Annotated in this window: 23 protein-coding genes; 12 read left to right on the top strand and 11 right to left on the bottom strand. The window is 72.4% G+C overall.

Translation table 11 applies throughout. The annotated features are described in order from the left end of the window. Positions 1–13 precede the first annotated feature (13 nt). Positions 14–1,228 carry a DNA cytosine methyltransferase gene (locus tag ACFV61_RS12810; protein WP_380337541.1) on the top strand — a complete coding sequence of 405 codons (1,215 nt, stop codon included), beginning with the start codon at positions 14–16 and terminating at the stop codon, positions 1,226–1,228. Positions 1,229–1,483: 255 nt separating this feature from the next. On the opposite strand, the gene ACFV61_RS12805 is transcribed toward ACFV61_RS12810, so the two are convergent. From ACFV61_RS12805 to ACFV61_RS12795, 3 genes are all read right to left on the bottom strand, one after another. Beyond that, positions 1,484–1,741 carry a hypothetical protein gene (locus ACFV61_RS12805; RefSeq protein ID WP_063347367.1) on the bottom strand — a complete coding sequence of 86 codons (258 nt, stop codon included), beginning with the start codon at positions 1,739–1,741 and terminating at the stop codon, positions 1,484–1,486. Between the two features lie 100 nt (positions 1,742–1,841). Then, the gene (locus ACFV61_RS12800) at positions 1,842–2,240 is read right to left on the bottom strand and encodes an ACT domain-containing protein (RefSeq protein ID WP_063347366.1); all 399 of its coding nucleotides are present in this window, start codon (positions 2,238–2,240) and stop codon (positions 1,842–1,844) included. Positions 2,241–2,782: 542 nt separating this feature from the next. Then, positions 2,783–3,481, bottom strand: coding sequence for an ATP-binding cassette domain-containing protein (locus ACFV61_RS12795; protein WP_380342717.1), 699 nt, complete (start codon positions 3,479–3,481; stop codon positions 2,783–2,785). 517 nt (positions 3,482–3,998) lie between these two features. On the opposite strand from ACFV61_RS12795, the gene ACFV61_RS12790 reads away from it, so the two are divergent. The 6 genes from ACFV61_RS12790 to ACFV61_RS12765 all read left to right on the top strand — a co-directional run bounded on the left by ACFV61_RS12790 (position 3,999) and on the right by ACFV61_RS12765 (position 8,991). Next, positions 3,999–4,172, top strand: coding sequence for a cypemycin family RiPP (locus tag ACFV61_RS12790; RefSeq protein WP_159398383.1), 174 nt, complete (start codon positions 3,999–4,001; stop codon positions 4,170–4,172). Between the two features lie 107 nt (positions 4,173–4,279). Beyond that, positions 4,280–5,128 (top strand): hypothetical protein, encoded by an 849-nt coding sequence (locus ACFV61_RS12785; protein ID WP_208869057.1) that lies wholly within the window; start codon positions 4,280–4,282, stop codon positions 5,126–5,128. Next, positions 5,125–6,036, top strand: a complete 912-nt coding sequence (locus ACFV61_RS12780) for an alpha/beta hydrolase (RefSeq protein WP_363377198.1) — start codon at positions 5,125–5,127, stop codon at positions 6,034–6,036. Before ACFV61_RS12785 ends, ACFV61_RS12780 begins: the two co-directional genes overlap by 4 nt. Then, positions 6,033–6,563 (top strand): hypothetical protein, encoded by a 531-nt coding sequence (locus tag ACFV61_RS12775; RefSeq protein ID WP_063346942.1) that lies wholly within the window; start codon positions 6,033–6,035, stop codon positions 6,561–6,563. The genes ACFV61_RS12780 and ACFV61_RS12775 overlap by 4 nt, the downstream gene beginning before the upstream one ends. Positions 6,564–6,580: 17 nt before the next feature. After that, positions 6,581–7,246 carry a flavoprotein gene (locus ACFV61_RS12770; RefSeq protein WP_380491567.1) on the top strand — a complete coding sequence of 222 codons (666 nt, stop codon included), beginning with the start codon at positions 6,581–6,583 and terminating at the stop codon, positions 7,244–7,246. A gap of 77 nt (positions 7,247–7,323) precedes the next feature. After that, positions 7,324–8,991 (top strand): helix-turn-helix transcriptional regulator, encoded by a 1,668-nt coding sequence (locus ACFV61_RS12765; RefSeq protein WP_380491565.1) that lies wholly within the window; start codon positions 7,324–7,326, stop codon positions 8,989–8,991. Between the two features lie 36 nt (positions 8,992–9,027). Here the strand turns inward: ACFV61_RS12765 and ACFV61_RS12760 are convergent, their stop codons facing one another. Then, entirely contained in the window at positions 9,028–9,225 is a 198-nt protein-coding gene (locus ACFV61_RS12760; protein ID WP_063347364.1) for a hypothetical protein, read from the bottom strand. A 52-nt stretch (positions 9,226–9,277) separates the two neighbouring features. After that, a complete protein-coding gene (locus ACFV61_RS12755; protein ID WP_063347363.1) occupies positions 9,278–9,508 on the bottom strand; it encodes a hypothetical protein in 231 nt (76 codons plus the stop codon). 424 nt (positions 9,509–9,932) lie between these two features. Between ACFV61_RS12755 and ACFV61_RS12750 the strand changes: the two genes are divergently transcribed. Continuing rightward, positions 9,933–10,634: a bifunctional DNA primase/polymerase gene (locus tag ACFV61_RS12750; protein WP_063347362.1), complete on the top strand. Its 702-nt coding sequence runs from the start codon at positions 9,933–9,935 to the stop codon at positions 10,632–10,634. A 62-nt stretch (positions 10,635–10,696) separates the two neighbouring features. Here ACFV61_RS12750 and map read toward each other — a convergent pair whose 3' ends face one another. After that, a complete protein-coding gene (gene map / locus ACFV61_RS12745; RefSeq protein ID WP_380370577.1) occupies positions 10,697–11,542 on the bottom strand; it encodes a type I methionyl aminopeptidase in 846 nt (281 codons plus the stop codon). 104 nt (positions 11,543–11,646) lie between these two features. Here map and ACFV61_RS12740 point away from each other — a divergent pair, with 104 nt between their 5' ends. After that, complete coding sequence (locus ACFV61_RS12740) at positions 11,647–11,880, top strand: hypothetical protein (protein WP_063347360.1); 234 nt, start codon at positions 11,647–11,649, stop codon at positions 11,878–11,880. 57 nt (positions 11,881–11,937) lie between these two features. Here the strand turns inward: ACFV61_RS12740 and ACFV61_RS12735 are convergent, their stop codons facing one another. Continuing rightward, complete coding sequence (locus ACFV61_RS12735) at positions 11,938–13,323, bottom strand: MFS transporter (protein ID WP_380482133.1); 1,386 nt, start codon at positions 13,321–13,323, stop codon at positions 11,938–11,940. 116 nt (positions 13,324–13,439) lie between these two features. After that, on the bottom strand, positions 13,440–14,045 hold the full coding sequence (locus tag ACFV61_RS12730; protein ID WP_380491562.1) for a hypothetical protein: 606 nt from the start codon (positions 14,043–14,045) through the stop codon (positions 13,440–13,442). Between the two features lie 47 nt (positions 14,046–14,092). Here ACFV61_RS12730 and npdG point away from each other — a divergent pair, with 47 nt between their 5' ends. Next, positions 14,093–14,785: an NADPH-dependent F420 reductase gene (npdG, locus tag ACFV61_RS12725; RefSeq protein ID WP_380337556.1), complete on the top strand. Its 693-nt coding sequence runs from the start codon at positions 14,093–14,095 to the stop codon at positions 14,783–14,785. 173 nt (positions 14,786–14,958) lie between these two features. Continuing rightward, positions 14,959–15,156, top strand: a complete 198-nt coding sequence (locus tag ACFV61_RS12720; protein WP_063347357.1) for a hypothetical protein — start codon at positions 14,959–14,961, stop codon at positions 15,154–15,156. A gap of 9 nt (positions 15,157–15,165) precedes the next feature. On the opposite strand, the gene ACFV61_RS12715 is transcribed toward ACFV61_RS12720, so the two are convergent. Then, complete coding sequence (locus ACFV61_RS12715; RefSeq protein WP_380482135.1) at positions 15,166–15,981, bottom strand: site-2 protease family protein; 816 nt, start codon at positions 15,979–15,981, stop codon at positions 15,166–15,168. A 181-nt stretch (positions 15,982–16,162) separates the two neighbouring features. Here ACFV61_RS12715 and ACFV61_RS12710 point away from each other — a divergent pair, with 181 nt between their 5' ends. Beyond that, a complete protein-coding gene (locus ACFV61_RS12710) occupies positions 16,163–19,549 on the top strand; it encodes a BTAD domain-containing putative transcriptional regulator (protein ID WP_380491560.1) in 3,387 nt (1,128 codons plus the stop codon). 108 nt (positions 19,550–19,657) lie between these two features. Here ACFV61_RS12710 and ACFV61_RS12705 read toward each other — a convergent pair whose 3' ends face one another. Together ACFV61_RS12705 and ACFV61_RS12700 are read right to left on the bottom strand one after the other, a co-directional pair. After that, complete coding sequence (locus tag ACFV61_RS12705; protein WP_063347354.1) at positions 19,658–20,470, bottom strand: ABC transporter permease; 813 nt, start codon at positions 20,468–20,470, stop codon at positions 19,658–19,660. Next, entirely contained in the window at positions 20,467–21,489 is a 1,023-nt protein-coding gene (locus ACFV61_RS12700) for an ATP-binding cassette domain-containing protein (protein ID WP_063347353.1), read from the bottom strand. Before ACFV61_RS12700 ends, ACFV61_RS12705 begins: the two co-directional genes overlap by 4 nt. Positions 21,490–21,703 lie beyond the last annotated feature (214 nt).

Raw genomic sequence — 21,703 nt, 5'->3', positions numbered from 1 at the left:
AGAATCCGACACCATGCCCATCCGTGACTCTGACCTCACCGACCACGACGGCTCCGCCCGTGAGCTCACCGTGGTGGATCTTTTCGCAGGTGCGGGAGGGTTCACCGCAGGACTCACGAAGAGCTACCGGCCGGAAGGCGCGGAGAGCAGCCCGTTCCGCAGCGTCGCGGCGGTCGAATTCGATGCCGCGGCCGCGGCGACCTACGCGGCGAACTTCGGTGGGCACGTCGCCAACGTCGACATCACCGGTTGGTTGCCTCCTGAGGAGGTTCTGAACGCCGACGTGATCGTGGGGGGTCCGCCCTGCCAGGGGTTCTCGGGCCTGGGCAAGGAGGACCCGGACGATCCGCGCAACCTTCTGTGGAAGGAGTATGTGCGCGTTGTCGGGCTGGTCCGACCGAAGATCTTCATCATCGAGAACGTCGACCGTTTCATGCGCTCGCCACAGTTCGCCGACTTGAAGAGGGCGCTCGATGACGATCGGTTGGGGGACTACGAGATCGTCCCCGCCGTGCTCAACGCGGCCGACTACGGGGTGCCCCAGGCGCGCCGCCGGACCATCGTGATCGGCACCCGCAAGGACGTGATCCGACGACACCCCGGCAAGCGGCCGCTGAGTCATCCGTCAGCCACCCACGTCCGGGAGCCCGACCTCACGGGCCGCCCGCTCTGGCGCACGGTTCAGGAGGCCGTTTTCGACCACGTCGCCAAGACCGTGGACGGGATCGACCTGCCCGACCGGGCGGCGGCGGACGGCGGTGTTCCGGGGCCGTACCGGACCACCGAACTGCACATCGGTCGGGAACCGCGTCCGCTCTCGATCGCGCGGTACGCCGCGATTCCGGCCGGAGGCAACCGTAAGAACCTGCGGGACAAGACCGCCGTCATCGACGGAAAGGCGACCCCGCTCTCGACGGAGAGCTGGGATCGGCACAACAACGGTTCGGGCGACGTGATGGGACGGCTGCACGCCGATCGGCCCTCGGTGACCATCCGTACCGAGTTCTACAAGCCGGAGAAGGGGCGTTACCTGCACCCGGTGGCGGACCGACCGATCACCCACTACGAGGCGGCGTTGATCCAGGGCTTTCCCAGGGATTTCGTCTGGCACGGTTCCAAGATCCAGATCGCCCGTCAAATCGGCAATGCCGTGCCGGTCGGGCTCGGATCGGCAATCGGCAAGGCGATCGACGAGTACCTGCGGAAGCTCGGGCCCGAGGAGGTCTGATCCGCGGCGTCATCCTGCCTGGCTGCAGGCCTGAGAGCCGTTCGGTCCCCGTTGGCCGGACCTGAGCCAAGCAGACGACCCCGGGAGACAGAACCCGGCGTACAGGCCGACTCTTCCGCCGCCCTAGCTTGACTGAGGCCCCCTGATCTGCGAAGCCGCAGGTCAGGGGGCCTTTGTCGTGGGGCCGCCCCGGTCGCGCGAGCGCTCCGGGAGACAGAACCGGGGGTACAGGCCGACTGTTCCGCTTGCCTGCCGTTACGCGGGGCGGGCGCCGACGGCGTCGCGGATCTGGTCGCCGAGGCCGCCGTTGACGCGGGCGCAGTTGGCGCAGCAGAAGAAGCGGCCGGCCACTTCGACGCCGTGGCCGACGATGCGGACCTGGCACTGCTCGCAGCGCGGCGCGAGCTTCTCCATCGCGCACTCGAAGCTGTCGAAGGTGTAGGTGTCGCCGGTGATGGTCTTGATCTCGAAGGCGAGCCAGTAGTCGTTGCCGCAGGTGACGCAGGTGGCCATGGCGGCCGTCTCCTTCCGGTGGGGGCCGGCCGGCCGGGGTGGCCGGGCAGCCGTTCCCAGTGTCGGAGGGCCGTGCGGGGGCGGCCACTCGGCGGCGTCGTCAGGCGGAGCGGCCGGCCAGTTCCTCCAGGGCCCGGACGGCGCGGTCGGCGTCGTCGGCGGTGACGAACAGGTGGTCGTGGTGGAAGCCGGCCACCACGTTGCAGCTGATCCCCTCCTCGGCGAGGCGCCCGGCGACGGCCGCGGTGAGGCCGACGGCCTCCAGGGCGGAGTGGATCTGCAGGGTGATCCAGGCGGCCACGTACTCGTAGCGCAGCCCGAGTGCGTCGGCCTCCTCCTGGGCGACGACGACCGTGACCCCTTCGGGTTCGGCGACGGTCACCACCGGCCGCATGCCCGCGGGCACCTTGGCGGGCAGCGTGCAGTACACGTACCGCCCCGGGTTGAGCAGCGGGCGCATCCCGTGCAGCAGCTTCGCGAGGTCTCGTTCACCGGCCATGCCCGTCACCGTAGCGGCCGGACGGGGCCCGGGCGGTGGGGTGGGGCGCCGGTGCGCCGTTCGTGTCGGAATCCGTTGACGAGCGACAGTCGCCGATATATCGTCGAGCTATCGAGACAGTAACTCGACTGGCTCGGTGAACGAGGAGGTGAGCGCCATGCGCTCAGGAAACCGAGGAAATCCGGGAATGCGGTTCAGCGGCGAGGGTCCGCGCGGTGGCTGGCGCCGCGGGCCGGGGCCGGACTTCGAAGGGCGGGAGTTCGAGGGCCGGGAGGCCTTCGGCGGCTTCGGCCCGGCGCCCGGGGGGGGCGGGGGGCCCCCCCGGGTCGAACTCGTCCACTGGAGCAGGGCGGGGACGCCCCAGCAGCCGCCCACCAGGAGGACCGTATAGACAATGAACCACGCGCTCCTGCACTTCTCCTGGCGCGTGCCGCTCCGGGCTTCGCGCAGGAACAGCAGGGTGTCCGCGGTGCAGTCCCCCGACCTGTCGGGCACCCGTGCCCTCGTCCCGGTCGCGGGTGCCACGCTGTCGCTCAAGCCGCTCATCCTTCCCCCTGCACCGCCCCGGACGGGCCCGAGTGCCCCGAACGCGAGCCGACTTCGACGATCTGGTCCGCGACCTCGTTCAGGGCCCGGTGGTGGGTGGCCATGAGGACGGCCGCTCCGCGGTCGCGGTGCTCCGCGATCAGGCGGGCGAGGGCGGTCCGGGCGTGGGAGTCGAGCCGCTGTTCGGGCTCGTCGAGGATGAGGAGGTCGTGCGGCCGGATGAAGGCGGCGGCGAGGAGCAGCGCCTGGGTCTGTCCGGAGGACAGGGCCGAGGGGAACTGTTCGGACTGCGCCGTGAGGCGGTGCGACTCCAGCGCCCCGTCGACCGCGGCATCGGCTCCGGCGCCCATGCCGTGCGACAGCGCCACGAGCCGCAGGTGCTCCCGCACGGTGAGGTCCGGGTAGAACGCACCGGGATCCATCACCGACGCGACCCGCTTGCGCACGTCCAGGGAATCCTCGTGGATCTCTTCCCCGTCGAAGACGACCGATCCTCCGGACGGTCTCTCCCGTCCGGCCGCCACGCGGAGCAGGGTGCTCTTGCCGGATCCGTTCTCCCCGACCAGGGAAACGCACTCACCACGGTGGATGCGGAGGGAGACCCGGTCGAGCACGGTGCTGTCACCGTACGCGTGTGTGACGTCGACGAGTTGCAGCAGCGGTGCGCCCGCCGCCTTGCCGGTTTTGTTTTTCAATCGACGAGCCGTCTTCTCTCGGATGATCGAAACGTTCATTTTCACACTTTTCTGAACATTGGGCCGATCATAGCAAGGCGTCCCAATCCTGCAAAGCCGACCCAAATACACCCTCCGGGCGGCCCGACATGCGCCCTCCGGCCGAACCGGAACCCGAACCCGAGGCCGTCAAGTCAAATGGGGTGATTCGAGGCCATACGGACTGTTCGGCGGAATCCGCCACCCGCCCGGATTCTCGATCAAGGCCTGACCTGCGATATCAATGATCGAATACAGGAACACCCGGGGACTCCGCAACAAAAGGGGCATTGCACAGAATTCGAGGAATGTCCACCTACAATGGAATTGGTCAATTTCTTCGAAATTATCCGCCGCCGATTCGCATTGTGCACACCATGAACACATCAAGGGTCTTCCCGTGGTTACCGAAACGACATATGGTCGAACGGCAGCGGCCGGCAGCGGACGTCGGTCCTCTGTGGGTTGGCCGCTGTCTCCACCATCAAAAGGAGAAAGAGTGAACGCCACCGAATCGCGTGTCGAGTTCGTGACCGATGCCGTCAACGCTTCGTTCGCGGAGGCGCAGGAGGGTTTCGTGAACGCACACAACGCTCCCGCGATGACCACCCCCACCATCATCGCCGTGTGCGAGGTCGTCGTGACGGGCAGCACGATCTGCCTCGGCTGCTGAACCAACTGACCCACCGGTGACACCACCCATGTGAGCAGACGGGCCGGAAAGGGGGACGAGCGGTTCCCCTTTCCGGCCCCGCTCGACCGGAGCACGAGGACGCGTGAATGCCATTCACTAAGATCGTCAACGAGCCTTCCCACCCCATATCGCGCGAGGACGCGCATTACTGGACGCTGGCCCCGGCCGCGGTGGGCGAGATCATCAGCGGCCTCGAAGCCTTGACCCGGACAGCCGCCTACGGACCCAACGGCCTTTTGCAGGGCCTGAGTTCGAAACGCGATCGCAGCGTCGTCCCGCAGGCTCTCCGCAAGGCGATCGACAGCCGCGGCGGCGCCGTCGCCATCAAGGCCATGGGCGTCGTCGGCGGAGCGCTGACCCTGACCGGCCGCAGGAGCCGGGCGCAGCAGATCACCGGAGCCGGCCTGATGCTGGCCTCCAGCGGCCTGAGCAAGTACCGCACCTCGTTCGGCAGGGACGGGGCGGACCACATGGCCGCCCTGATCTGCGGCTACCGCGTGCTCACCGCCTTGGTCCCCGAGGCCGAGAAGTCCGACGACCTCTTCCTGCGCGCGGTCAACGCCCAGACCTTCATCGCCTACGTGACCGCCGGCGCGGCGAAGGCGATCTCCAGTACCTGGCGGTCGGGCGAGGCGCTGGAACAGGTCCTGCAGACCCAGCAGTACGGGGACAGCGCGGTCGCCAAGTGGCTGAAGAAGAGCCCGCTGCTGTGCAGTTCGATGACGTGGTTCACCATCGTCTGGGAGACGGGGTTCCCGGTCGTCTACCTGCTGGCACCGGCGGACGCCCGCAGGGCCCTGGCCGGCGTCAAGCTCTTCCACCTGGGCATCGCCGTGACGATGGGCCTGCCGCGGTTCTTCTGGGGATTCAGCTCGGCCCACGCGGCGGTCCTCTACGCCGTGGACCGCCTCCCCAGGAACGGGGGCCGGGGATGAGGTTCGAACGCCAGGTGGTCGCCACCTTCGGGGCCGCCGCCGTGGTCAGCGCCTACCTCTCGTACATCCGCCTGGAGGAGGAGTACACCCGGCGCGGCGGGCTCAAGGGGACCTCCCTGATCCAGGGCCCGGACGGCCTCGCGATCGAGTACGCGCTCGATGGCGGGGAGCTCGGCCCCACCGCCCCCGTCGCGGTCCTCGAAAGCGGCCTGGGCGCGCCGCTGGAATCCTGGGACTGGGTGGCCGGGCTGCTCAGCCGGCGCTTCCGGGTGCTGCGCTACCACCGCAGCGGGTACTGGCGCTCGAAGAGCAGGCTGCGGCCGGCCCAGTTGGTCGAGTTCCTCCTGCAACAGCTCGCGCCGCAGGGCGACGTCGTCCTGTGCGGCCACTCGATCGGCGCCCTCACCGCCATGAACGTCGCGGCGGAGTCCGCGTACGTGCGCGAGCGCGCCACCGTCCTGCACATCGTCGACGGGACGGACGCCGTCCTCCTCGGTGAGGACCGCGGGTCGAAGAGGCGGGTGGCGCGCTACAACCAGGACACCGCGCGACGGCTGCTCGGCTCGGCCCTGGGCACCACCCGCTGGCTGACGAGCCCCACCGAGCGGGAACTCGAATACCGCCCGGACATCCAACGGGCGTACCTGGCCTCGATCTCCAGCCCCCAGGTGCTGCTGGCGGCTCGCCAGGAGTACCTGCACGAGCCCCTCGCCGGGCAGGACTTCGTGGCCGCCGGGCCGCTGCGGCGCGTCGTCATCTCGGCCGCCAACAACACCGAGCAGCAGCGCAAGCTCAGCGAGCGGGTCGCCGCGGACTTCCACGTCGTGCCGGCGAGCAGCCACCGGTCCATCATCGCCAAGCCCGCCCTGGCGCAGCAGACGGCGGCGATCATCCTGGAGAACTCATGAGCGCGTGGCGCAGGGCCGTCGCGTCCCTGGTCAAGGCCGCCCTGGTGACGCACGTCGTGCTGACGGTCTTCGAGAACCTGCCCGACGACAAGCTGCCGATCAAGATGCGCCTGCCGTTCTTCCCCGACCTGCCGCAATGGCGCTTCTTCGCCCCGAACCCCGGCATCGAGGACCTGTACGTCTTCTACCGCACGCGCGCGACGCCCGCGGACGGCTGGACCACGTGGGCCGACCTGGCCATGCGGAACGAGGCGAAGCCGCTCGCCGTGCTGTGGAACCCGGGGAGCCGGGTTCCCAAGGCGCTGTTCGACATGGCGTCGCAGGTGCGCACGCTCGCCTCGAACGGGGCCATGTTCGAGTGGATGCTGAACAGCGACGGGTACAACCTGATGGCCGGGGCCGTGCGGGACGCGTGCAGGAAGAGCAGCGAGTCGGGCGACTACCAGTTCATGATCGTGGCGTCCGTCCCGACCGAGGGTGCCGACGGGATCAAGCCCATCATGATCTCGCCGGAACTCGCCCTGTGAACCGGGGGAATACCGAGATGCCCGAAAGCACCGAAAGCAGCGGAACCGGCGGAAGCGCTGGAAACACCGGAAACGCCGGAAGCGCCGGAAGCGCCGGAAGCGCCGGCAATCAGGAGATCCCCGATCTGGGCGAGAAGCGGATCCTGTTCATCGTGACCGGATCCATCAACGCCGCGCTCACGCCGTACTGGCTGCACTGGCTGCGCCAGTCGTTTCCCCGGATCACGAGCGACCTCCTGGTGACCAGGTCCGCACAGCGTTTCGTGACGCTCGACGCGCTGCGCCGACTGGTGGGCGGCGACGTGTGGACCGACGACTACGCCGACCCCTCCCTCCCGGAATCCGCGCACGTGGAGATCGGCGAACGCGTCGACGCCTTCGCCGTCTTTCCCGCGACGCTCGATTTCGCCATGCGGCTCGCCGCGGGAAACTGCAACACCCCCGCCACCATGGCGTTGCAGATCACCGACAAGCCGATCGTGCTCGCCACCGCCTTTCCGGCCGGAAATGCCGTCGTCGAACGCAACATGGAGCTCCTGCTGCAGCGCCCGAACGTCTCGGTCAGCCAAACCGTCGCGGCCTACAGCGTCGGGAAGCGAAAATGGGAGGGCGAGACCGGCTTCTACCTGCCGTCGGTCCTGAAGGAGCTGGAAGGAATGTTCGATGCGGAGGGCCGCCGGTAGCACCAGCTCCCGGTGAGCGGCCGCCCCGCCCGTGGAATCCCGCGCGGCGGACCGACCACGAACGAGGCGGGCCGAGCATGAAATGGAACAGCGACGTCGCGGTCGTGGGCAGCGGGCCGAACGGCCTGGCGGCGGCCGTCACCTTCGCCCGCGCCGGGCTGCACGTGGACGTCTACGAGAGCCAGGACGAGATCGGCGGCGGCCTGCGCACGCACGCGCTGTTCGACAGCGACGTACGGCACGACATCTGCTCCGCCGTCCATCCGATGGCCGCCGTCTCGCCGTTCCTCCGCCGGTTCGACCTGTCGGCCCGCGGCATCGACCTGCTCCAGGCGGAAGCGTCCTACGCCCATCCGCTGGCTGACGGGCGGGCCGCCGTGGCGTACCGCGACCTCGACCGGACCTGCGACGCACTGGGCCGTGACGGCGCCGGCTGGCGGCGGCTGATGGCACCGCTCATCGGCCGCAGCACCGAGATCGGGGAGCTCTTCCTCTCCGACTTCCGCTCCGTCCCCGCGTCCCTGCGGACTCCGGCGATGCTCGCGTGGCGGTCCCTGGTCCACGGGACGGCGCTCGCCACGCGCCGGTTCGCGACCGACGAGGCGGCCGCCCTCCTCGCCGGGGTGGCCGCGCACGCCGTCGGCAGGCTCCCCAGCATCGTCGGCGGGGCCGTGTCGGTCTTCCTCGGCCACCTGGCGCACAGTTCGGGGTGGCCGGTGCCGCGCGGCGGGAGCTCGGAGATCGCGGCCGGCCTGGCCGAGGACATCCGGCGCCACGGCGGGCTGATCCACACCGGTGCGCGCATCACCGAGCTGGCGCAGGTGCGCGGTTCGCGCGTCGTCATGTTCGACACCGGGCCGAAGGAGTTCTCGGCCGTGGCGGGCGACCGACTGCCCGCCGCCTACCGGCGACGACTCGGCAGGTTCCGGTACGGGCCCGCGGCGGCCAAGGTCGACTTCCTGGTGTCCGAGGCGATCCCGTGGCGCAACACCGACGTGGCCAGGGCCGCCACCGTGCACCTCGGAGGGTCGCAGGCGCAGATCTACCGCCGGGAGTCCGGGGTGGGCGGCCGGCGCGGGGGCCGCGCCCCCCGCGCGCCCCCCCGGCGCCCGGGGGGGGGGGGGCGCGGGGGGCGGGGGCCGGACTTCGCCGGGGGGGTGTGCGCGGGCGGGGTGGCATTCGGCGGCTCCGGCCCGCCGCGGTTCGGCGGCGGTGGCCCCGGGCGGCCGATGGGCGGTCCGTTCGGGCACGGCTTCGGCGGGCACGGCGGGCGCCGCGGCGGTCCGCACGGGCGGCGCGGCGGCCGGGCGCGGCGCGGGGACGTCAGGGCCTCGCTGCTGGCGCTGCTCAAGGAGCGGCCGATGCACGGCTACGAGATGATCGCCGAGATCTCCGAGCGGACGGGTGGGGCCTGGCGGCCGAGCCCGGGCTCGATCTACCCCAACCTCCAACTGCTGGAGGAGGAGGGCCTGATCACCGCGGAGGAGGTCGGCGGCAAGCGCCTGGTGTCGCTCACCGAGGCGGGCCGGGCCGAGGCCGAGGCGGGGCCCGCCGAGCCGTGGGCGGAGGCCGGCCGGGAGGTCGACTGGGAGGCCGTCCAGGAGGTCGGCCAGGCGCTGGCCGCGGTCGACCAGGCGATCCGCCAGGTGATGGCGACGGGCACCGAGGCGCAGCGCGCCAAGGGCCTGGCGGTGCTCACCGAGGCGCGCAAGAAGCTCTACCTGATCCTCGCCGAGGAGGACTGACCGGCGTGGGGGGCTGGGCACAGGCGGTGCGGCTGCTCAGGGGTGGACCGTGAACAGGGCCACGCAGGCGAGCAGCAGCACCGCCCAGCCGAACCAGAGCCAGCCGTTCGGGCCGATCACCACGGTGTAGACGCACACCGCCACCAGCAGCGCCCCGGTGACGCCGGCGACCTGCCGGTTGTGGTGCGCGACCGCCTGGGGGCGGCTGCGGGGGTGCCGTGCCGTTCTCGCCATGCCGTCCTCCCGGGGAGGCTGGGGGCGGCGGCCGGCGCGGGCGGTGCGGCCGTCAGCCGGACGCGCGGGCGGTGGCCGCCTCGTCGAACTCGTAGCGCCAGTGCCAGCTGATGCCCCGCACCTGCTTGGACCGGACGTACACCAGTGTGCGCGCGGGGGAGTCGCCGTGCGCGGGGACCGGCACCTTGTAGGTCTTCGGCACGCCGAACATCGGCCCCAGCGGGATGGGGAGGATGCGGCCGTCCAGGGGGCCGCCGACGAATTCGGTGTCCGCGCTCTTCACCCCACCAGGGTCTCACCTCCGCACGGGTGACCGGCGCACACGCCCGGGGCCCGTCCGGCGGATCCTGCCGGGTGCGGGGAGTGTGACCGGAGAGGCACCGCCCCCGGTCATCCGGAGGCCCCGCGCACCCTTATCCTTCCTGTTACGCCCCCGGGGTTCACCCGGGTCAGCGGGCCCCGTACGGGCCGGGCGGGGCGCGGATCCGCGCGCCCTCCGGCCGACCTGGCGCGGACAGCGTGCTGCCGCGACTGCGTACCGTGACCCGGGCGTCGGCCCTCCGGTGACCCCGGTTCCCGGTCGGCAGGGCGTGGACAGCAGGGCCGAGCACCGCCCCGGGAAGCAGCGGGGGGCGCTGTGCGTTGCGTCGGAGTGGTACGTCGAACGCTGTGCCGCACCAGGTACGGCAGTGCGCGGAAGGGGCCCGATGGAAGCCGGCGGCAGGTGGACGACCTGGTGGCAGAAGCGTGAGCGTCAGCGGGCCCGGTCGGGTGACGTGGACGGCCCCGCCGCCCGACTCGATCAGCTGCTCGGCGCGGTGCGCGCCGGATTCCCGCTCGCGCCGGCCGCGCATCCGGCCGGCTACCGCTGTTCCTGCGACCGGGTGGCCTGTCCGGCCCCCGCCCAGCACCCGGTCTCCTTCGCCTGGCAGACCCAGGCCACCACCGATCCCGAGCAGCTCGCCCGCTGGCTCGCCCGCGATCCGCAGACCAACTTCATCACCGCCACCGGGCGCGCCCACGACGTGCTGGACGTCCCGGTCGAGGCCGGCCGGCTGGCCCTGGAACGGCTGACCGAGCGGGGCGTCGAGGGCCCGGTCGCCGCCGTCGGCGAGGACCGCTACCTGTTCTTCACCGCCACCCGGGGCACCCCGCAGGACGAGGACGAGTGGTGGCCGAGCGTCCTCGACTCCACCCCGGACACCATGTCCGAGCACCCCGGCCTGCGCTGGCACTGCCGCGGCTCGTACACCCTGCTGCCGCCGGCCGCGCTGCCGGACGGCTCGCAGGTGCGGTGGCTGCGCGGGCCCGAGCAGCCGCTGCCGGACCCGCTGCGCGTCCTGGACGTGCTCACCGACGCCTGCACCGAGGTGGGCGCCGTCGCCGAGGAGCAGTGGCTCATCGGCTGAACCGGCGCCCCACGGCTCGGCGGCTCGGCGGTTTCCAGGGGCCGCCCGGCGCCCGGCCGGGGTCACGGCAGGGTGAGGACCTCCGCGCCGTCCGCCGTGACCACCAGGGTGTGCTCGAACTGGGCGGTGCGCTTGCGGTCCTTGGTGACGACCGTCCAGCCGTCCGGCCAGATCTCGTAGTCGTAGGTGCCCAGGGTGAGCATCGGCTCGATGGTGAAGGTCATCCCCGGCTTGATCACCTCGGTGGCCCGCTCGCTGTCGTAGTGCGGGATGATCAGGCCGGAGTGGAACGACGTGTTGATGCCGTGCCCGGTGAAGTCCCGCACCACGCCGTAGTCGAAGCGCTTGGCGTAGGACTCGATGACCCGCCCGATCACGTTGATCTGACGGCCGGGCTTGACGGCCTTGATCGCCCGGTCGAGGGATTCGCGGGTCCGCTCGACCAGCAGCCGGGACTCCTCGTCGACGTCGCCGACCAGGTAGGTGGCGTTGAGGTCGCCGTGCACCCCGTGGATGTACGCGGTGGCGTCGATGTTGACGATGTCGCCGTCCTGGAGCACGGTCGAGTCCGGGATGCCGTGGCAGATCACCTCGTTGATCGAGGTGCAGACCGACTTGGGGAAGCCGCGGTAGCCGAGGTCGGACGGGTACGCGTCGTGGTCGCACATGTAGGTGTGGGCGACGGCGTCCAGCGCGTCGGTGGTGACGCCGGGGGCGATCAGCTTGGCGGCCTCCGCCATCGCCTGGGCGGCGATCCGGCTCGCGATCCGCATCTTCTCGATCGTCTCGGCGGTCTGCACCTCGGGCCCGGTGTACGGCGTCGGGGCGGGCCGCCCGACGTACTCGGGGCGCGCGATGTGCGCCGGGACCTTGCGGGTGGGGGACTGGATGCCGGGTACGAGAGCCATGGCCGCGAGTCTAACGGCCGCCCCTGGCGCGCCCGGGCGGTGTGCGCGGAGGCCCCGGCCGGGGAATGATCGGTACGACCCCATCGCGTCGACGGGAGGGCACCATGCCCCTGGGATTCCACCGCAAGCCGACCGGAAAGCCCGGCGAGTGGTTCTACTGCATCAAGCACGGCAAGGTCGAGGAGGGGCCGGAGTGCCCCGCCAAGGACCGCCTCGGCCCGTACGACAGCCCGGAGGAGGCCGCGCACGCCCTGCAACTCGCCGACGAGCGCAACCGGGAGTGGCGGCAGGGGGACGAGCGCTGGAACGACACGCCGAAGGACGGCGGCGGCGAGTAGCGGCCGGGGCGGCGTCCGGCTTTCTGCCGTCAAGCCGGCGCCGTCAGCAAGTCGGTGTCAGTCCGTCGCCGCGGCGGCCTCCCGCTCGCCTTGCTGCCCCCGCTCGCGCTGCTGTTCCCGCTCGCGCTCCGCGCGCTCGTGCCCGGCGCGGACGGCGGCGGTGTGCGGGTCGGTGCGGTCGTCGTAGGCGAGCAGCTTGGGCAGCGCGGCGGCCACCACGACGACGGCGGCGACGCAGATCAGACCGCCGCTCCAGACGGCGGCGCGGACGCCGACCAGCCCGGCCATGGTGCCGGCCCGGACCTGGCCGAGCTGGGGGCCGACGGAGTAGCTGAGCAGTTCGACGCCGGCCATCCGGCCGCGCACCTCGTCCGGGATGGACTGGTTCCACATGGTCGAGCGGGCCAGCCCGCTGATCTCGTCGGCGCCGCCGGCCAGCGCCAGGCCGAGCAGCACCAGCCAGATGCTCCCGGACAGGCCGGCCAGGGCCATGGCCGCGCCCCAGCCGACGGCGGCGACCACCAGCAGCCGGCCGTGCCGGTGGATCCGGGACGTCCAGCCGCTGGTCGCCCCGACCAGCAGGGCGCCGGCCGCGGAGGCCGCGTACATCGGGCCGAGCGCCCAGTCCGCGCCCAACTCGGAGGCCAGGAAGGGGAAGACGGCCACCGGGAAGGCGAACAGCATCGCGCAGAGGTCGATCGTGTAGGTGCCGAGCAGGTCCTTGCGGCTCCACGCGTACCGGATGCCGGTGAGCACCGCCCGCACCGACGGCCGCTCGGCGCCGGTGGCCGGCGGCACCGCCCGGATCCGGACGAGCAGCAGCAGCGAGGCGGCGAAGGTGAGCACGTCCAGCGCGTACGCCGTCCCCACCCCGGAGAACGCCACCACGACGCCGGCCAGCGCCGGCCCGGCCACCGAAGCGGCGTTGCGGTACAGGGAGTTGAGCGCGAACGCGGCGGTCAGGTGCTGGTGCGGGACGATCCGCGGGGTGAGCGAGTCCAGGGCCGGGCGCTGCAACCCGTCGCAGGCCGCGACCAGCGCGGCGACCAGGTAGATCGGCCAGAGCAGCGGGGACGGCAGCAGCGCGTTGAGCAGCAGCAGGCCGGCGAGCAGGCCCAGCCCGGCCTCGGCGCGCAGCACCAGCTTCCGGCGGTCCAGGGCGTCGGCGAGGGCGCCGCCCCACAGGCCGAAGACGATCAGCGGGACGAGCTCGAAGGCGCCGATCAGGCCGACCGCGAAGGAGGAACCGGTCAGTTCCTTGATCTGCATCGGCACGGCGACGTAGGTCAGGTAGCTGCCGAAGCTGGTGACGCAGCCGGAGAGCCAGAGGAAGCGGAAGTCGCGGGAGGCGCGCCAGGGCGAGAGGTCGGGCGCGAGCGAGCGCAGCAGCGTGCGAGACCGTCCGGAGGTGCCGGGGGGATGCGGGGGTTCGTCGTCGTTCACGAACCAGCATCCTCGAACGCGGGCCGCCGGGTTCGCAAAGGGTTTTTCAGCCCGGCACACGGCCGTCATGGTCGGCGTCCGGCCGTCACGGTCGGGCCGGGGCGGGGTGGGCCGGGCTACCAGCGGCTGATCGCGGGCGGTACGGTCAGCCGGCCGGCGAGTTCGGCGAGCCGGTCCAGCGCGGCGCGGTGGCCCGGGGGCCGCCCGGCGGCGGCGCTGACCAGGTGCTGGGCGAGGTCGAAGGGCTGCTCGTCGGCGGTGCCGACGGCGAGCCGCTCGTGCGCGAGCCCGCCGAGGTCGCCCGGCTCGGCGGGGGCGGCGCCGTCCAGTGCGAGCACGGTCGCGCCGTGCCGGCGGGCGTCCTGCACCCGTTCCAGCAGTGTCGGGCCGGCCGCCTCCGGCGCCACCACCAGGACGGTGGCGCCGCGCCCGGCCCCGGTGAGCCGGCGCAGGCCGTGCGCGAGGTGCGACGGGGCGCCGGCCGGCGGAGCGTGCCGCAGCAGGGTGGGCACCAGTCGGGGGACGGCCGACCAGGCGGCCTCGTCCGCCAGGTGCGCGGCCAGATGCCAGGGCTCGTACGCCTCGGTGCCGACCAGCAGCAGCTCGCCGGCCGTGCGCCGTGACACCGAGCGCCGCAGCGATCCGGCGAAGCCGCCGACCGCCTCCAGCCAGCCGGTGCCCGCCAGGTGCTGCCGGAGTGCCGAAACTCTCACCGCGTCCATGCGGCCCAGAATGTCGCGTCCGGCCGGGGGTTTGACAGGATCGGCCCATGACTTCCCTCGATTCAGCGACAAACCCGGCCCACGAACTGCCGGACGTCTCACAGCTGGTGGTCGGTGTCCTCGGCGGCACCGGCGACCAGGGGCGCGGCCTGGCCCTGCGACTGGCCAAGTCCGGCCAGCAGGTGATCATCGGCTCGCGCGACGCGGCCCGGGCCGAGGCCTCCGCCGCCGAACTGGGCCGCGGCGTGCGTGGCGCCGACAACGCCACCGCCGCCCGGGAGAGCGACGTGGTGATCGTCGCGGTGCCCTGGGACGGGCACGCCGCGACCCTGACCGCGCTGCGCGAGGAACTGGCCGGCAAGATCGTGGTCGACTGCGTCAACCCGCTCGGCTTCGACAAGCAGGGCGCGTACGCGCTGAAGCCGGAGGAGGGCAGCGCCGCCCAGCAGGCCGCCGCGCTGCTGCCGGACTCCCGGGTCACCGCCGCCTTCCACCACCTCTCGGCGGTGCTGCTCCAGGACGAGTCGGTGGAGCAGATCGACACCGACGTCATGGTGCTCGGCGAGGAGCGGGCCGCCACCGACATCGTGCAGGCGCTGGCCGGCCGGATCCCTGGCATGCGGGGGATCTTCGCGGGCCGGCTGCGCAACGCGCACCAGGTGGAGTCGCTGGTGGCCAACCTGATCTCGGTCAACCGCCGCTACAAGGCCCACGCGGGCCTGCGGGTGACGGACGTCTGAGACCGGACCATCTGAGAGCGGACCGTTTGAGACCGGACCGTTCGGGACCGGCCGCCCGAGATCCGGTCGAGCCGTGTCGGCCTCACCCCTGGACCAGTTCCGGAGGTGAGGTCGGCGACAATGGGTGCGGCCGCAACCCGGCCGACCGCACCCGGCCCTAGGAGCCTCCCGCCATGCCCCGCACGTCCCTCTTCGCCCTGATCGTCGTCGTCCTCGCGCTGGCGGCCGCCGTGGTCTCGCTGACCCAGGGCTTCTGGCTGGGCCTGATCTGGCTCCCGATGGCCGGTGTGGCGAGCAACGTGCTCTGGATGAACCGCCGCCGCGCGAAGATCGCCGAGGCCACGGCCGCCGCGGCAGCCGAGCAGGGCTAGCCGAGCTGGCTAGTTCTTCCAGAAGCTGAACAGGTACCGGCCGAGCGTCGCGTAGTCCTGGTCCACGCCGAACAGGCTCATCAGGTCGTGGATGACCCCGAAGAAGAACGAGTTCACCTCGGGCTGCCACAGCAGCGCGAACACGGCCAGCAGCCCGTACGGCGCGAACGGCTCGACCGCGCGCCGGGTCTTGTAGGACAGCCAGGGCTCGACGATCCCGTAGCCGTCCAGGCCGGGCACCGGCAGCAGGTTCAGCAGGGCGGCGCTGAGCTGGAGCAGGCCGAGGAAGCCGAGCGCGGCCGCGAACGGCGAGACGTTCAGCTCGTAGCCGTTCCAGACCGCGTGCACCGCCGGGTCGTCCAGCCAGCCGGCGCCGATCGGGACCAGCAGCAGGGCCGCGCACACCACGTTCACCAGCGGCCCGGCCGCCGAGATCAGGCTGTGCTTGAGCCGGCCCTGGATCCGGTCCCGCTCGATCCAGACCGAGCCGCCGGGCAGGCCGATGCCGCCCATGATCACGAACACGATCGGCAGCACGAAGCTGAGCAGCACGTTGGTGTACTTCAGCGGGTTGAGCGTGAGGTAGCCCTTGGCGCCGACGCTGATGTCGCCGCCGTGCAGCGCGGTGCGCGCGTGCGCGTACTCGTGCAGGCACAGCGAGACCATCCAGCCCGCCACCACGAACAGGAACACCCCGAACGAGGCGTTCCCGTAGCCCGAGTACACCGCCCAGCCGGAGGTGGCGAGGACGGCGAGGAGCACCCAGAACACCGGGCTGATCCGGCGGTCCTCGCTGCGTGAGCGCTGCGTGGCGGCGAAGGTCATGGTGTGGGTGCTCCGGGTGTCCGAGGAAAAGCGGGCAGGGGATCGATCATGCCGGGCGGGCCGGTGACCGGACAAGCCGTCCCGGGTGAACGTCCGAGGGCCCCGTCCGGGTTCCGCCGCGGGTGAGGGGCCCCTGGACAATTGTGCGCCCCGAGCGCCGCCCATCGACCAGAATGGACCGGTGTACTACGGCATCCTCGGGACCACGACGGCCCACCACGACGACGGCACCCCGGTGCCGCTAGGCGGCGCCCGGCTGCGGGCACTGCTCACCGCGCTCGCCCTCCGGCAGGGCCGCCCGGTGCCCGCCGACCTGCTGGTGGACGAGGTGTGGGAGGCCGAGCCGCCCCAGGACTCCTCCGCCGCGCTCCAGACCCTGGTCGGCCGGCTGCGCCGGACCGTCGGCCGGGACGAGATCGGCTCCGGCCCGGCCGGGTACTGGCTGACCGACCCGGCCACCGACCTCGCCGAGTTCCAGCGGCTCGGCGCCGAAGGCCGCCGCGCCCTCGACACCGGGGACCACGCGCTCGCCGCCGACCGGCTGCGCGCCGCCCTGGCGCTGTGGCGCGGCCCCGCCCTGGCCGACCTGCCGGACCGCAGTGGCCCGGCCGCCCGGCTGGAGACCCAGCGCGAGGAGGCCCGCCGCCACCGGATCACCGCCGAGCTCGGGCTCGGCCGGGCCGCCGAACTGGTCGCCGAGCTCACCGAGCTCTGCGAACGGCAGCCGCTGGACGAGCCGTTGCAGCAGCTGATGATCCGGGCGCTGCACGAGAGCGGCCGCACCGCCGAGGCGCTGCGCCACTACGAGCGGACCAGGCGCGCCCTCGCCGACGAGCTCGGCGTCGACCCGGGGCGCCAACTCCAGGCCCTGTACGCCACGTTGCTGACCCCGGCCGAGGTCGAACCGGCCCCCGCGCCGACCGTGCCCGCGACCGCCCCCGCGCCGGAGCCCATACCGGCCCCGCCGGCCGCCGAACGGTCCGGGGCGCTCCAGCCCCCGCGCGTCGGCGGCAACCTGCGCGGCCGGCTGACCAGCTTCGTCGGCCGCGAGGGCGATCTCGCCGCGCTGCGCGGAACGTTGACGAACAGTCGGCTGATCACCCTGACCGGCCCCGGCGGCTCCGGCAAGACCAGGCTCTCGATCGAGGCAGGCCGCGCCGAGCAGTCCGCCGGGCACTGGCCGGACGGCGTCTGGGTGGCCGAACTCGCCCCGCTGGAGAGCCCGGACGCGGTGCCCGCCGCCGTGGTCTCCGCACTCGGCCTGCGCGAGATCGTGCTGCACAGCGGCGGCATGGTCGCCGAGGTGATCGAGAAGCGCGCCGAGGACCCGGTGCGCCGGCTGGTCGAGCACTGCGGCCACCGTCGGATGCTGCTCGTCCTGGACAACTGCGAGCACCTGATCCAGGCCGCCGCCGATCTCGCCGACGTCCTGCTCGCCGAGTGCCCCGAACTGACCGTGCTCGCCACCAGCCGGGAGCCGCTCGGCGTGCCCGGCGAGACCGTGCTGCCGGTCGAGCCGCTGCCCGACCCGGTGGCGCTGCGCCTGCTCACCGAGCGCGCCACCGCCGCCCGCCCCGGCTTCGACCCGGACACCGACCCGGCGGCCTGCGCCGAGATCTGCCGCCGCCTGGACGGCCTGCCGCTGGCCATCGAACTCGCCGCCGCCCGGCTGCGGGTGATGACGGCGCGCCAGATCGCCGACCGCCTGGACGGCCGGTTCGCCCTGCTCACCGCGGGCAGCCGCACCCTGCTGCCGCGCCAGCAGACCCTGCGCGCGGTGGTCGACTGGAGCTGGGACCTGCTGGGCAAGCGCGAACGGGCGGTGCTGCGCCGGCTCTCGGTGTTCGCCGGCGGCTGGCAGCTGGAGGACGCCGAGGCGATCTGCGCCGACGGCACCGAGGTGGTCGGCGGGGAGGTCGCCGACCTGCTGCTGTCGCTGGTCGACAAGTCCCTGCTGGTCGCCGACCTGGACGACGGCAGCCTGCCGCGCTACCGGATGCTGGAGACCATCCACGAGTACGCGACCGAGCGCCTCGCCGAGTCCGAGGAGGAGCGCGACGCGACCGGGGCCCGCCACCTGGCGCACTTCCGGAGCGTCGTCGCCACCGCCTTCCTGAACATGCACGGCCCCCAGCAGCTGCACTGGCTGACGGTGCTGGAGCGCGAGCTGGACAACGTCCGGGCCGCGCTGAGGCGCGCCATCGACCTCGGGGACGAGGAGCAGTCGCTGGTCCTCACCCTCGGCATGAGCTGGTACTGGTCGCTGCGCGGCTACAGCATGGAGGCCCGCGGCTGGTACGACGCCGTCGCGGCGCTCGGGCCGGATCCGTTCGGTCCGCAGCCGCCCGTACCGCTGGAGCGGGACGTGCTCTCCTACGGCCTGCCGATGCCCGAAGGGGTCGTCGAGGAGGCCCGCCGACTGCTCGCGATGTACCGGCTGATGGGCATGTTCGAGGGGAACCTGGACGTGCTCGGCAACCCGGTGGCGATCGCCGTCGCGGAGCAGCTGCTGGACGTCTACACCCCGGAGCTGCCGCAGGCCTACCGGTTCCCGGGCCTGATACGGGTGTTCGGGGCGTTCCTGGCCGGCCGGCTGGAGCTGATGAAGAGCCTGCTGGACGACGCCGTCCGCGGCTGCGAGGAGCACGGCGGGCCGAACGACCTCGCGTTCATCCTGCAGCTCCGGGCCAAGATGCTGAACGACTGGCCGGGCGGGGCCGACCAGGGAATCCTGGACGGCGCGCGCTCCCTGGAGCTGTACGAGCGGGCCGGCAACCTCTGGGGGGTCTCCCAGGCGCTGGCGGCCCAGGGCGAGTCGCTGGCCAACCGGGGCGATCCGGCGGCCGCCGCCGCAGCGTACGAGCGGGCGATCGAGCTGGCCGAGGAGCTGGGGACACCGCACGAGGTGCCGATGCTGCGGGTGAACCTCGGCTCCGCCCTGCTGGAGCAGGACATGGAACACGGCGAGCGGATCATCCGGGAGGCGCTGGCCGGGCTGGACTCCCACAGCGCGGACCACTCCTCCACCGGCGCGCTGCTGTTCGGCGGCCTCACGCTCTGTGGCGTCCACATGCTGCGCGGCGAGCACGAGCAGGCGCTGGCCGAGCTGGACCGGATGGAGGCGACCAGCGTCGGCAGCTTCGCCCCGGGGATCGTGACCGGGATGCTGACCACCACCCGGGGCTGGATCACCGCCCGGGCAGGCCGGCCGGACGAGGGGCTCGCGGCACTGCGCGAGGGGCGGACGCTGCTCCGTCAGACGGCGAGCACCAGCGGCTTCGGCGAGCAGATGACGGTCATGGTGGTGCCCGCGGTGGTGGGCGTGCTGCGTTCCTTCGCCGAGCGCGACGGCGACCTGGAGCGGGCCCGGCAGGCCACCGTGCTGCACGGGGCGCACCACATGCTGAACGGCCCGAAGGGCGGCTACCTGGACCGCGTCGAGCGCGGCCGGGCGGCGGCCTCCCTGCGGGCCCTGCTGGGCGACGCCGCGTTCGAGGCCGCCCACACCGCCGGCGAGGGCCTGACCCCGGAACAGGTCCGGGAGCGGATGTACGAGTGGATTGGCTGACCGACGTCCGTCCCTGGACGTCGGTCAGCCGATCCGTCGGCCGGCCCCGTCCCCTGGTGCCGGCCGGTCGCCCCCCGGCCCTCCCCCGCGGAGGGCCGGCGGCCGTTCTCAGGTCCGCTTGCGGAAGCGGGCGACGGCGAGCGGCGCGAAGATCGCGGTGGTGGCCACCGACCAGATCAGCACGACCATCACCGGGTGGGCCAGCGGCCCCTGGCCGTTGAGCAGGGAGCGGGAGGCGTCGGCGAGCGCCGACAGCGGGTTGACCTTGGTGAAGGCCTGGAGCCAGCCCGGCATGGTGTCGGTCGGCGCGAAGATCGAGCTGCCGAACTGCATCGGCATCAGGACCAGCATGGCCACGCCCTGGACGGCCTGGGCGCTGCGCAGCGCCATGCCCAGCAGCATCGAGACCCAGACGATCGACATGCCGAACACCAGCGACAGGCCGACCGCGGCCACGACCTCCAGCGGACCGGTCTTCACCTCGAAGCCGATGCACATCGCGAAGCCGATCAGGATCACGAAGGAGAGCAGCGCCCGGCAGGTCTCGGCGGCCATCTTGGAGAGCAGGACGGAGGCCCGGCCGATCGGCAGGGTCCGGAAGCGGTCCATCACGCCGGTCTGGAAGTCGCTGTTCAGGCCGGTGCCGACGGCCATCGCGAGGGTGAGGCCGGTCTGCCCGAGCAGGCCGGGGATCATGTACTGCTTGTAGGAGTCCTGGTTGCCGGAGACGGCGCCGCCGAAGACGTAGACGAACAGCACCGTGAAGATGACCGGCATCAGCACGGCGTCGAACATCGACTCCGGGTCGGCCTTGATCCGCATCAGGTTGCGGCGGGTCAGCGCGCCGACGTGGCGGAAGGTGCCGGACAGGCCGATCCGGGAGTCCTCCACCCGGGCGGGGGTGATGGTGGCGGTGGTCATGCGACGGGCTCCTTGGCGAGGCTGGGGACGGCGTCCGCGGTGTCGGCGGGCTTGCCGGTGATGGCGAGGAAGACCTCGTCGAGGCTGGGCACCTTGGTGTCGATGCCGGCTATCGCGAAGCCGCGGCCGCCGAGCACCCCGATGACGGTGGTCAGCTGCTCGTCGTCGGTGATCGGTACGGCGAGCAGGCCGGTGTCGGTGGAGACGGTGGCGCTGGTGATGCCGCGGTCGTGCAGGCAGCGGGCCATCTCGGGCAGCTCGGCCGGGTGGGCGGCGCGGATCTGGAGGGTCTGGCCGCCGACCTTGGCCTTGAGCTCGGCCACGCCGCCGTTGGCGATCACCCGGCCGCGGTCGATGACGGTCAGCTCGTCGGCGAGCTGCTCCGCCTCCTCCATGTACTGGGTGGTGAGCAGCACGGTGCTGCCCTCGGCGACCATCCGCTGGACCTCGTCCCAGACCTCGTTGCGGGTGCGCGGGTCGAGGCCGGTGGTGGGTTCGTCCAGGTAGAGCACCTTGGGGCGGCCGATCATGCTGGCGGCCAGGTCGAGGCGGCGGCGCATGCCGCCGGAGTAGGTCTTGGCGGTCCGCTTGGCGGCCTCGGTGAGCGAGAAGCGCTCCAGCAGTTCGGTGGCCCGGGCCTTGGCCTCGCGGCGGGGGAGGTCGAGCAGCCGGCCGATCAGGTAGAGGTTCTCGTACCCGGAGAGGAGTTCGTCGACGGAGGCGTACTGACCGGTGAGGCCGATGGTGCGGCGCAGCTGCTTGGGCTGGCGCAGGACGTCGTAGCCGCCGACGAACGCGGTGCCGGCGTCGGGCTTGATCAGGGTGGAGAGGACCCGGACCAGGGTGGTCTTGCCGGCGCCGTTGGGGCCGAGCACGCCGAGCACGGTGCCCTCGCGGACGGTGAGGTCGACCCCGTCGAGGGCCTTGGTGGTGCCGTAGTGCTTGACGATGCCGCGGACTTCGACGGCGTTGCCCGCGGCGGTCCCCCGGTCGTTCGGGGCGGTGGCGATTCGTGTCATGCCCCCAGGCTGTCCGGCCCGGCTGTCAGCGGGCTGTCATGAGGGGGGCGGGTTCGGCGCTGCGCTGTCAGACCGCTGTCACCGGGGGAGTGGGCACGGCAGCGGGCCCCCCCCCCCCGCGGGGGGGCGGGGGGCGGCGGGGGCCGGGCGTGTGGCTGTGGGGGCGCCCCGGGGGGGGGGGCGCGCGGAGGCGGGGGGCGGCGCAACCCGCGGC

Origin of the sequence: Kitasatospora sp. NPDC059817 (assembly GCF_042731835.1) — a bacterium.
Classification (GTDB): Bacteria; Actinomycetota; Actinomycetes; order Streptomycetales; family Streptomycetaceae; genus Kitasatospora.
Note: the sequence above shows the minus strand (reverse complement) of the source record. Positions and strands in the feature narration are given on the sequence as shown.

Excerpts from the sequence above, each read along its gene's own strand:
- ACFV61_RS12800 (WP_063347366.1), bottom strand. The coding sequence starts at position 2,240 with ATGGCCGGTGAACGAGACCTCGCGAAGCTGCTGCACGGGATGCGCCCG.
- ACFV61_RS12720 (WP_063347357.1), top strand. The coding sequence starts at position 14,959 with ATGCCCCGCACGTCCCTCTTCGCCCTGATCGTCGTCGTCCTCGCGCTG.
- ACFV61_RS12765 (WP_380491565.1), top strand. The coding sequence starts at position 7,324 with ATGAAATGGAACAGCGACGTCGCGGTCGTGGGCAGCGGGCCGAACGGC.
- ACFV61_RS12705 (WP_063347354.1), bottom strand. The coding sequence starts at position 20,470 with ATGACCACCGCCACCATCACCCCCGCCCGGGTGGAGGACTCCCGGATC.
- ACFV61_RS12750 (WP_063347362.1), top strand. The coding sequence starts at position 9,933 with ATGGAAGCCGGCGGCAGGTGGACGACCTGGTGGCAGAAGCGTGAGCGT.
- ACFV61_RS12780 (WP_363377198.1), top strand. The coding sequence starts at position 5,125 with ATGAGGTTCGAACGCCAGGTGGTCGCCACCTTCGGGGCCGCCGCCGTG.
- ACFV61_RS12760 (WP_063347364.1), bottom strand. The coding sequence starts at position 9,225 with ATGGCGAGAACGGCACGGCACCCCCGCAGCCGCCCCCAGGCGGTCGCG.
- ACFV61_RS12700 (WP_063347353.1), bottom strand. The coding sequence starts at position 21,489 with ATGACACGAATCGCCACCGCCCCGAACGACCGGGGGACCGCCGCGGGC.
- ACFV61_RS12810 (WP_380337541.1), top strand. The coding sequence starts at position 14 with ATGCCCATCCGTGACTCTGACCTCACCGACCACGACGGCTCCGCCCGT.
- npdG (WP_380337556.1), top strand. The coding sequence starts at position 14,093 with ATGACTTCCCTCGATTCAGCGACAAACCCGGCCCACGAACTGCCGGAC.
- map (WP_380370577.1), bottom strand. The coding sequence starts at position 11,542 with ATGGCTCTCGTACCCGGCATCCAGTCCCCCACCCGCAAGGTCCCGGCG.
- ACFV61_RS12805 (WP_063347367.1), bottom strand. The coding sequence starts at position 1,741 with ATGGCCACCTGCGTCACCTGCGGCAACGACTACTGGCTCGCCTTCGAG.
- ACFV61_RS12770 (WP_380491567.1), top strand. The coding sequence starts at position 6,581 with ATGCCCGAAAGCACCGAAAGCAGCGGAACCGGCGGAAGCGCTGGAAAC.
- ACFV61_RS12775 (WP_063346942.1), top strand. The coding sequence starts at position 6,033 with ATGAGCGCGTGGCGCAGGGCCGTCGCGTCCCTGGTCAAGGCCGCCCTG.
- ACFV61_RS12730 (WP_380491562.1), bottom strand. The coding sequence starts at position 14,045 with ATGGACGCGGTGAGAGTTTCGGCACTCCGGCAGCACCTGGCGGGCACC.
- ACFV61_RS12785 (WP_208869057.1), top strand. The coding sequence starts at position 4,280 with ATGCCATTCACTAAGATCGTCAACGAGCCTTCCCACCCCATATCGCGC.
- ACFV61_RS12740 (WP_063347360.1), top strand. The coding sequence starts at position 11,647 with ATGCCCCTGGGATTCCACCGCAAGCCGACCGGAAAGCCCGGCGAGTGG.
- ACFV61_RS12715 (WP_380482135.1), bottom strand. The coding sequence starts at position 15,981 with ATGACCTTCGCCGCCACGCAGCGCTCACGCAGCGAGGACCGCCGGATC.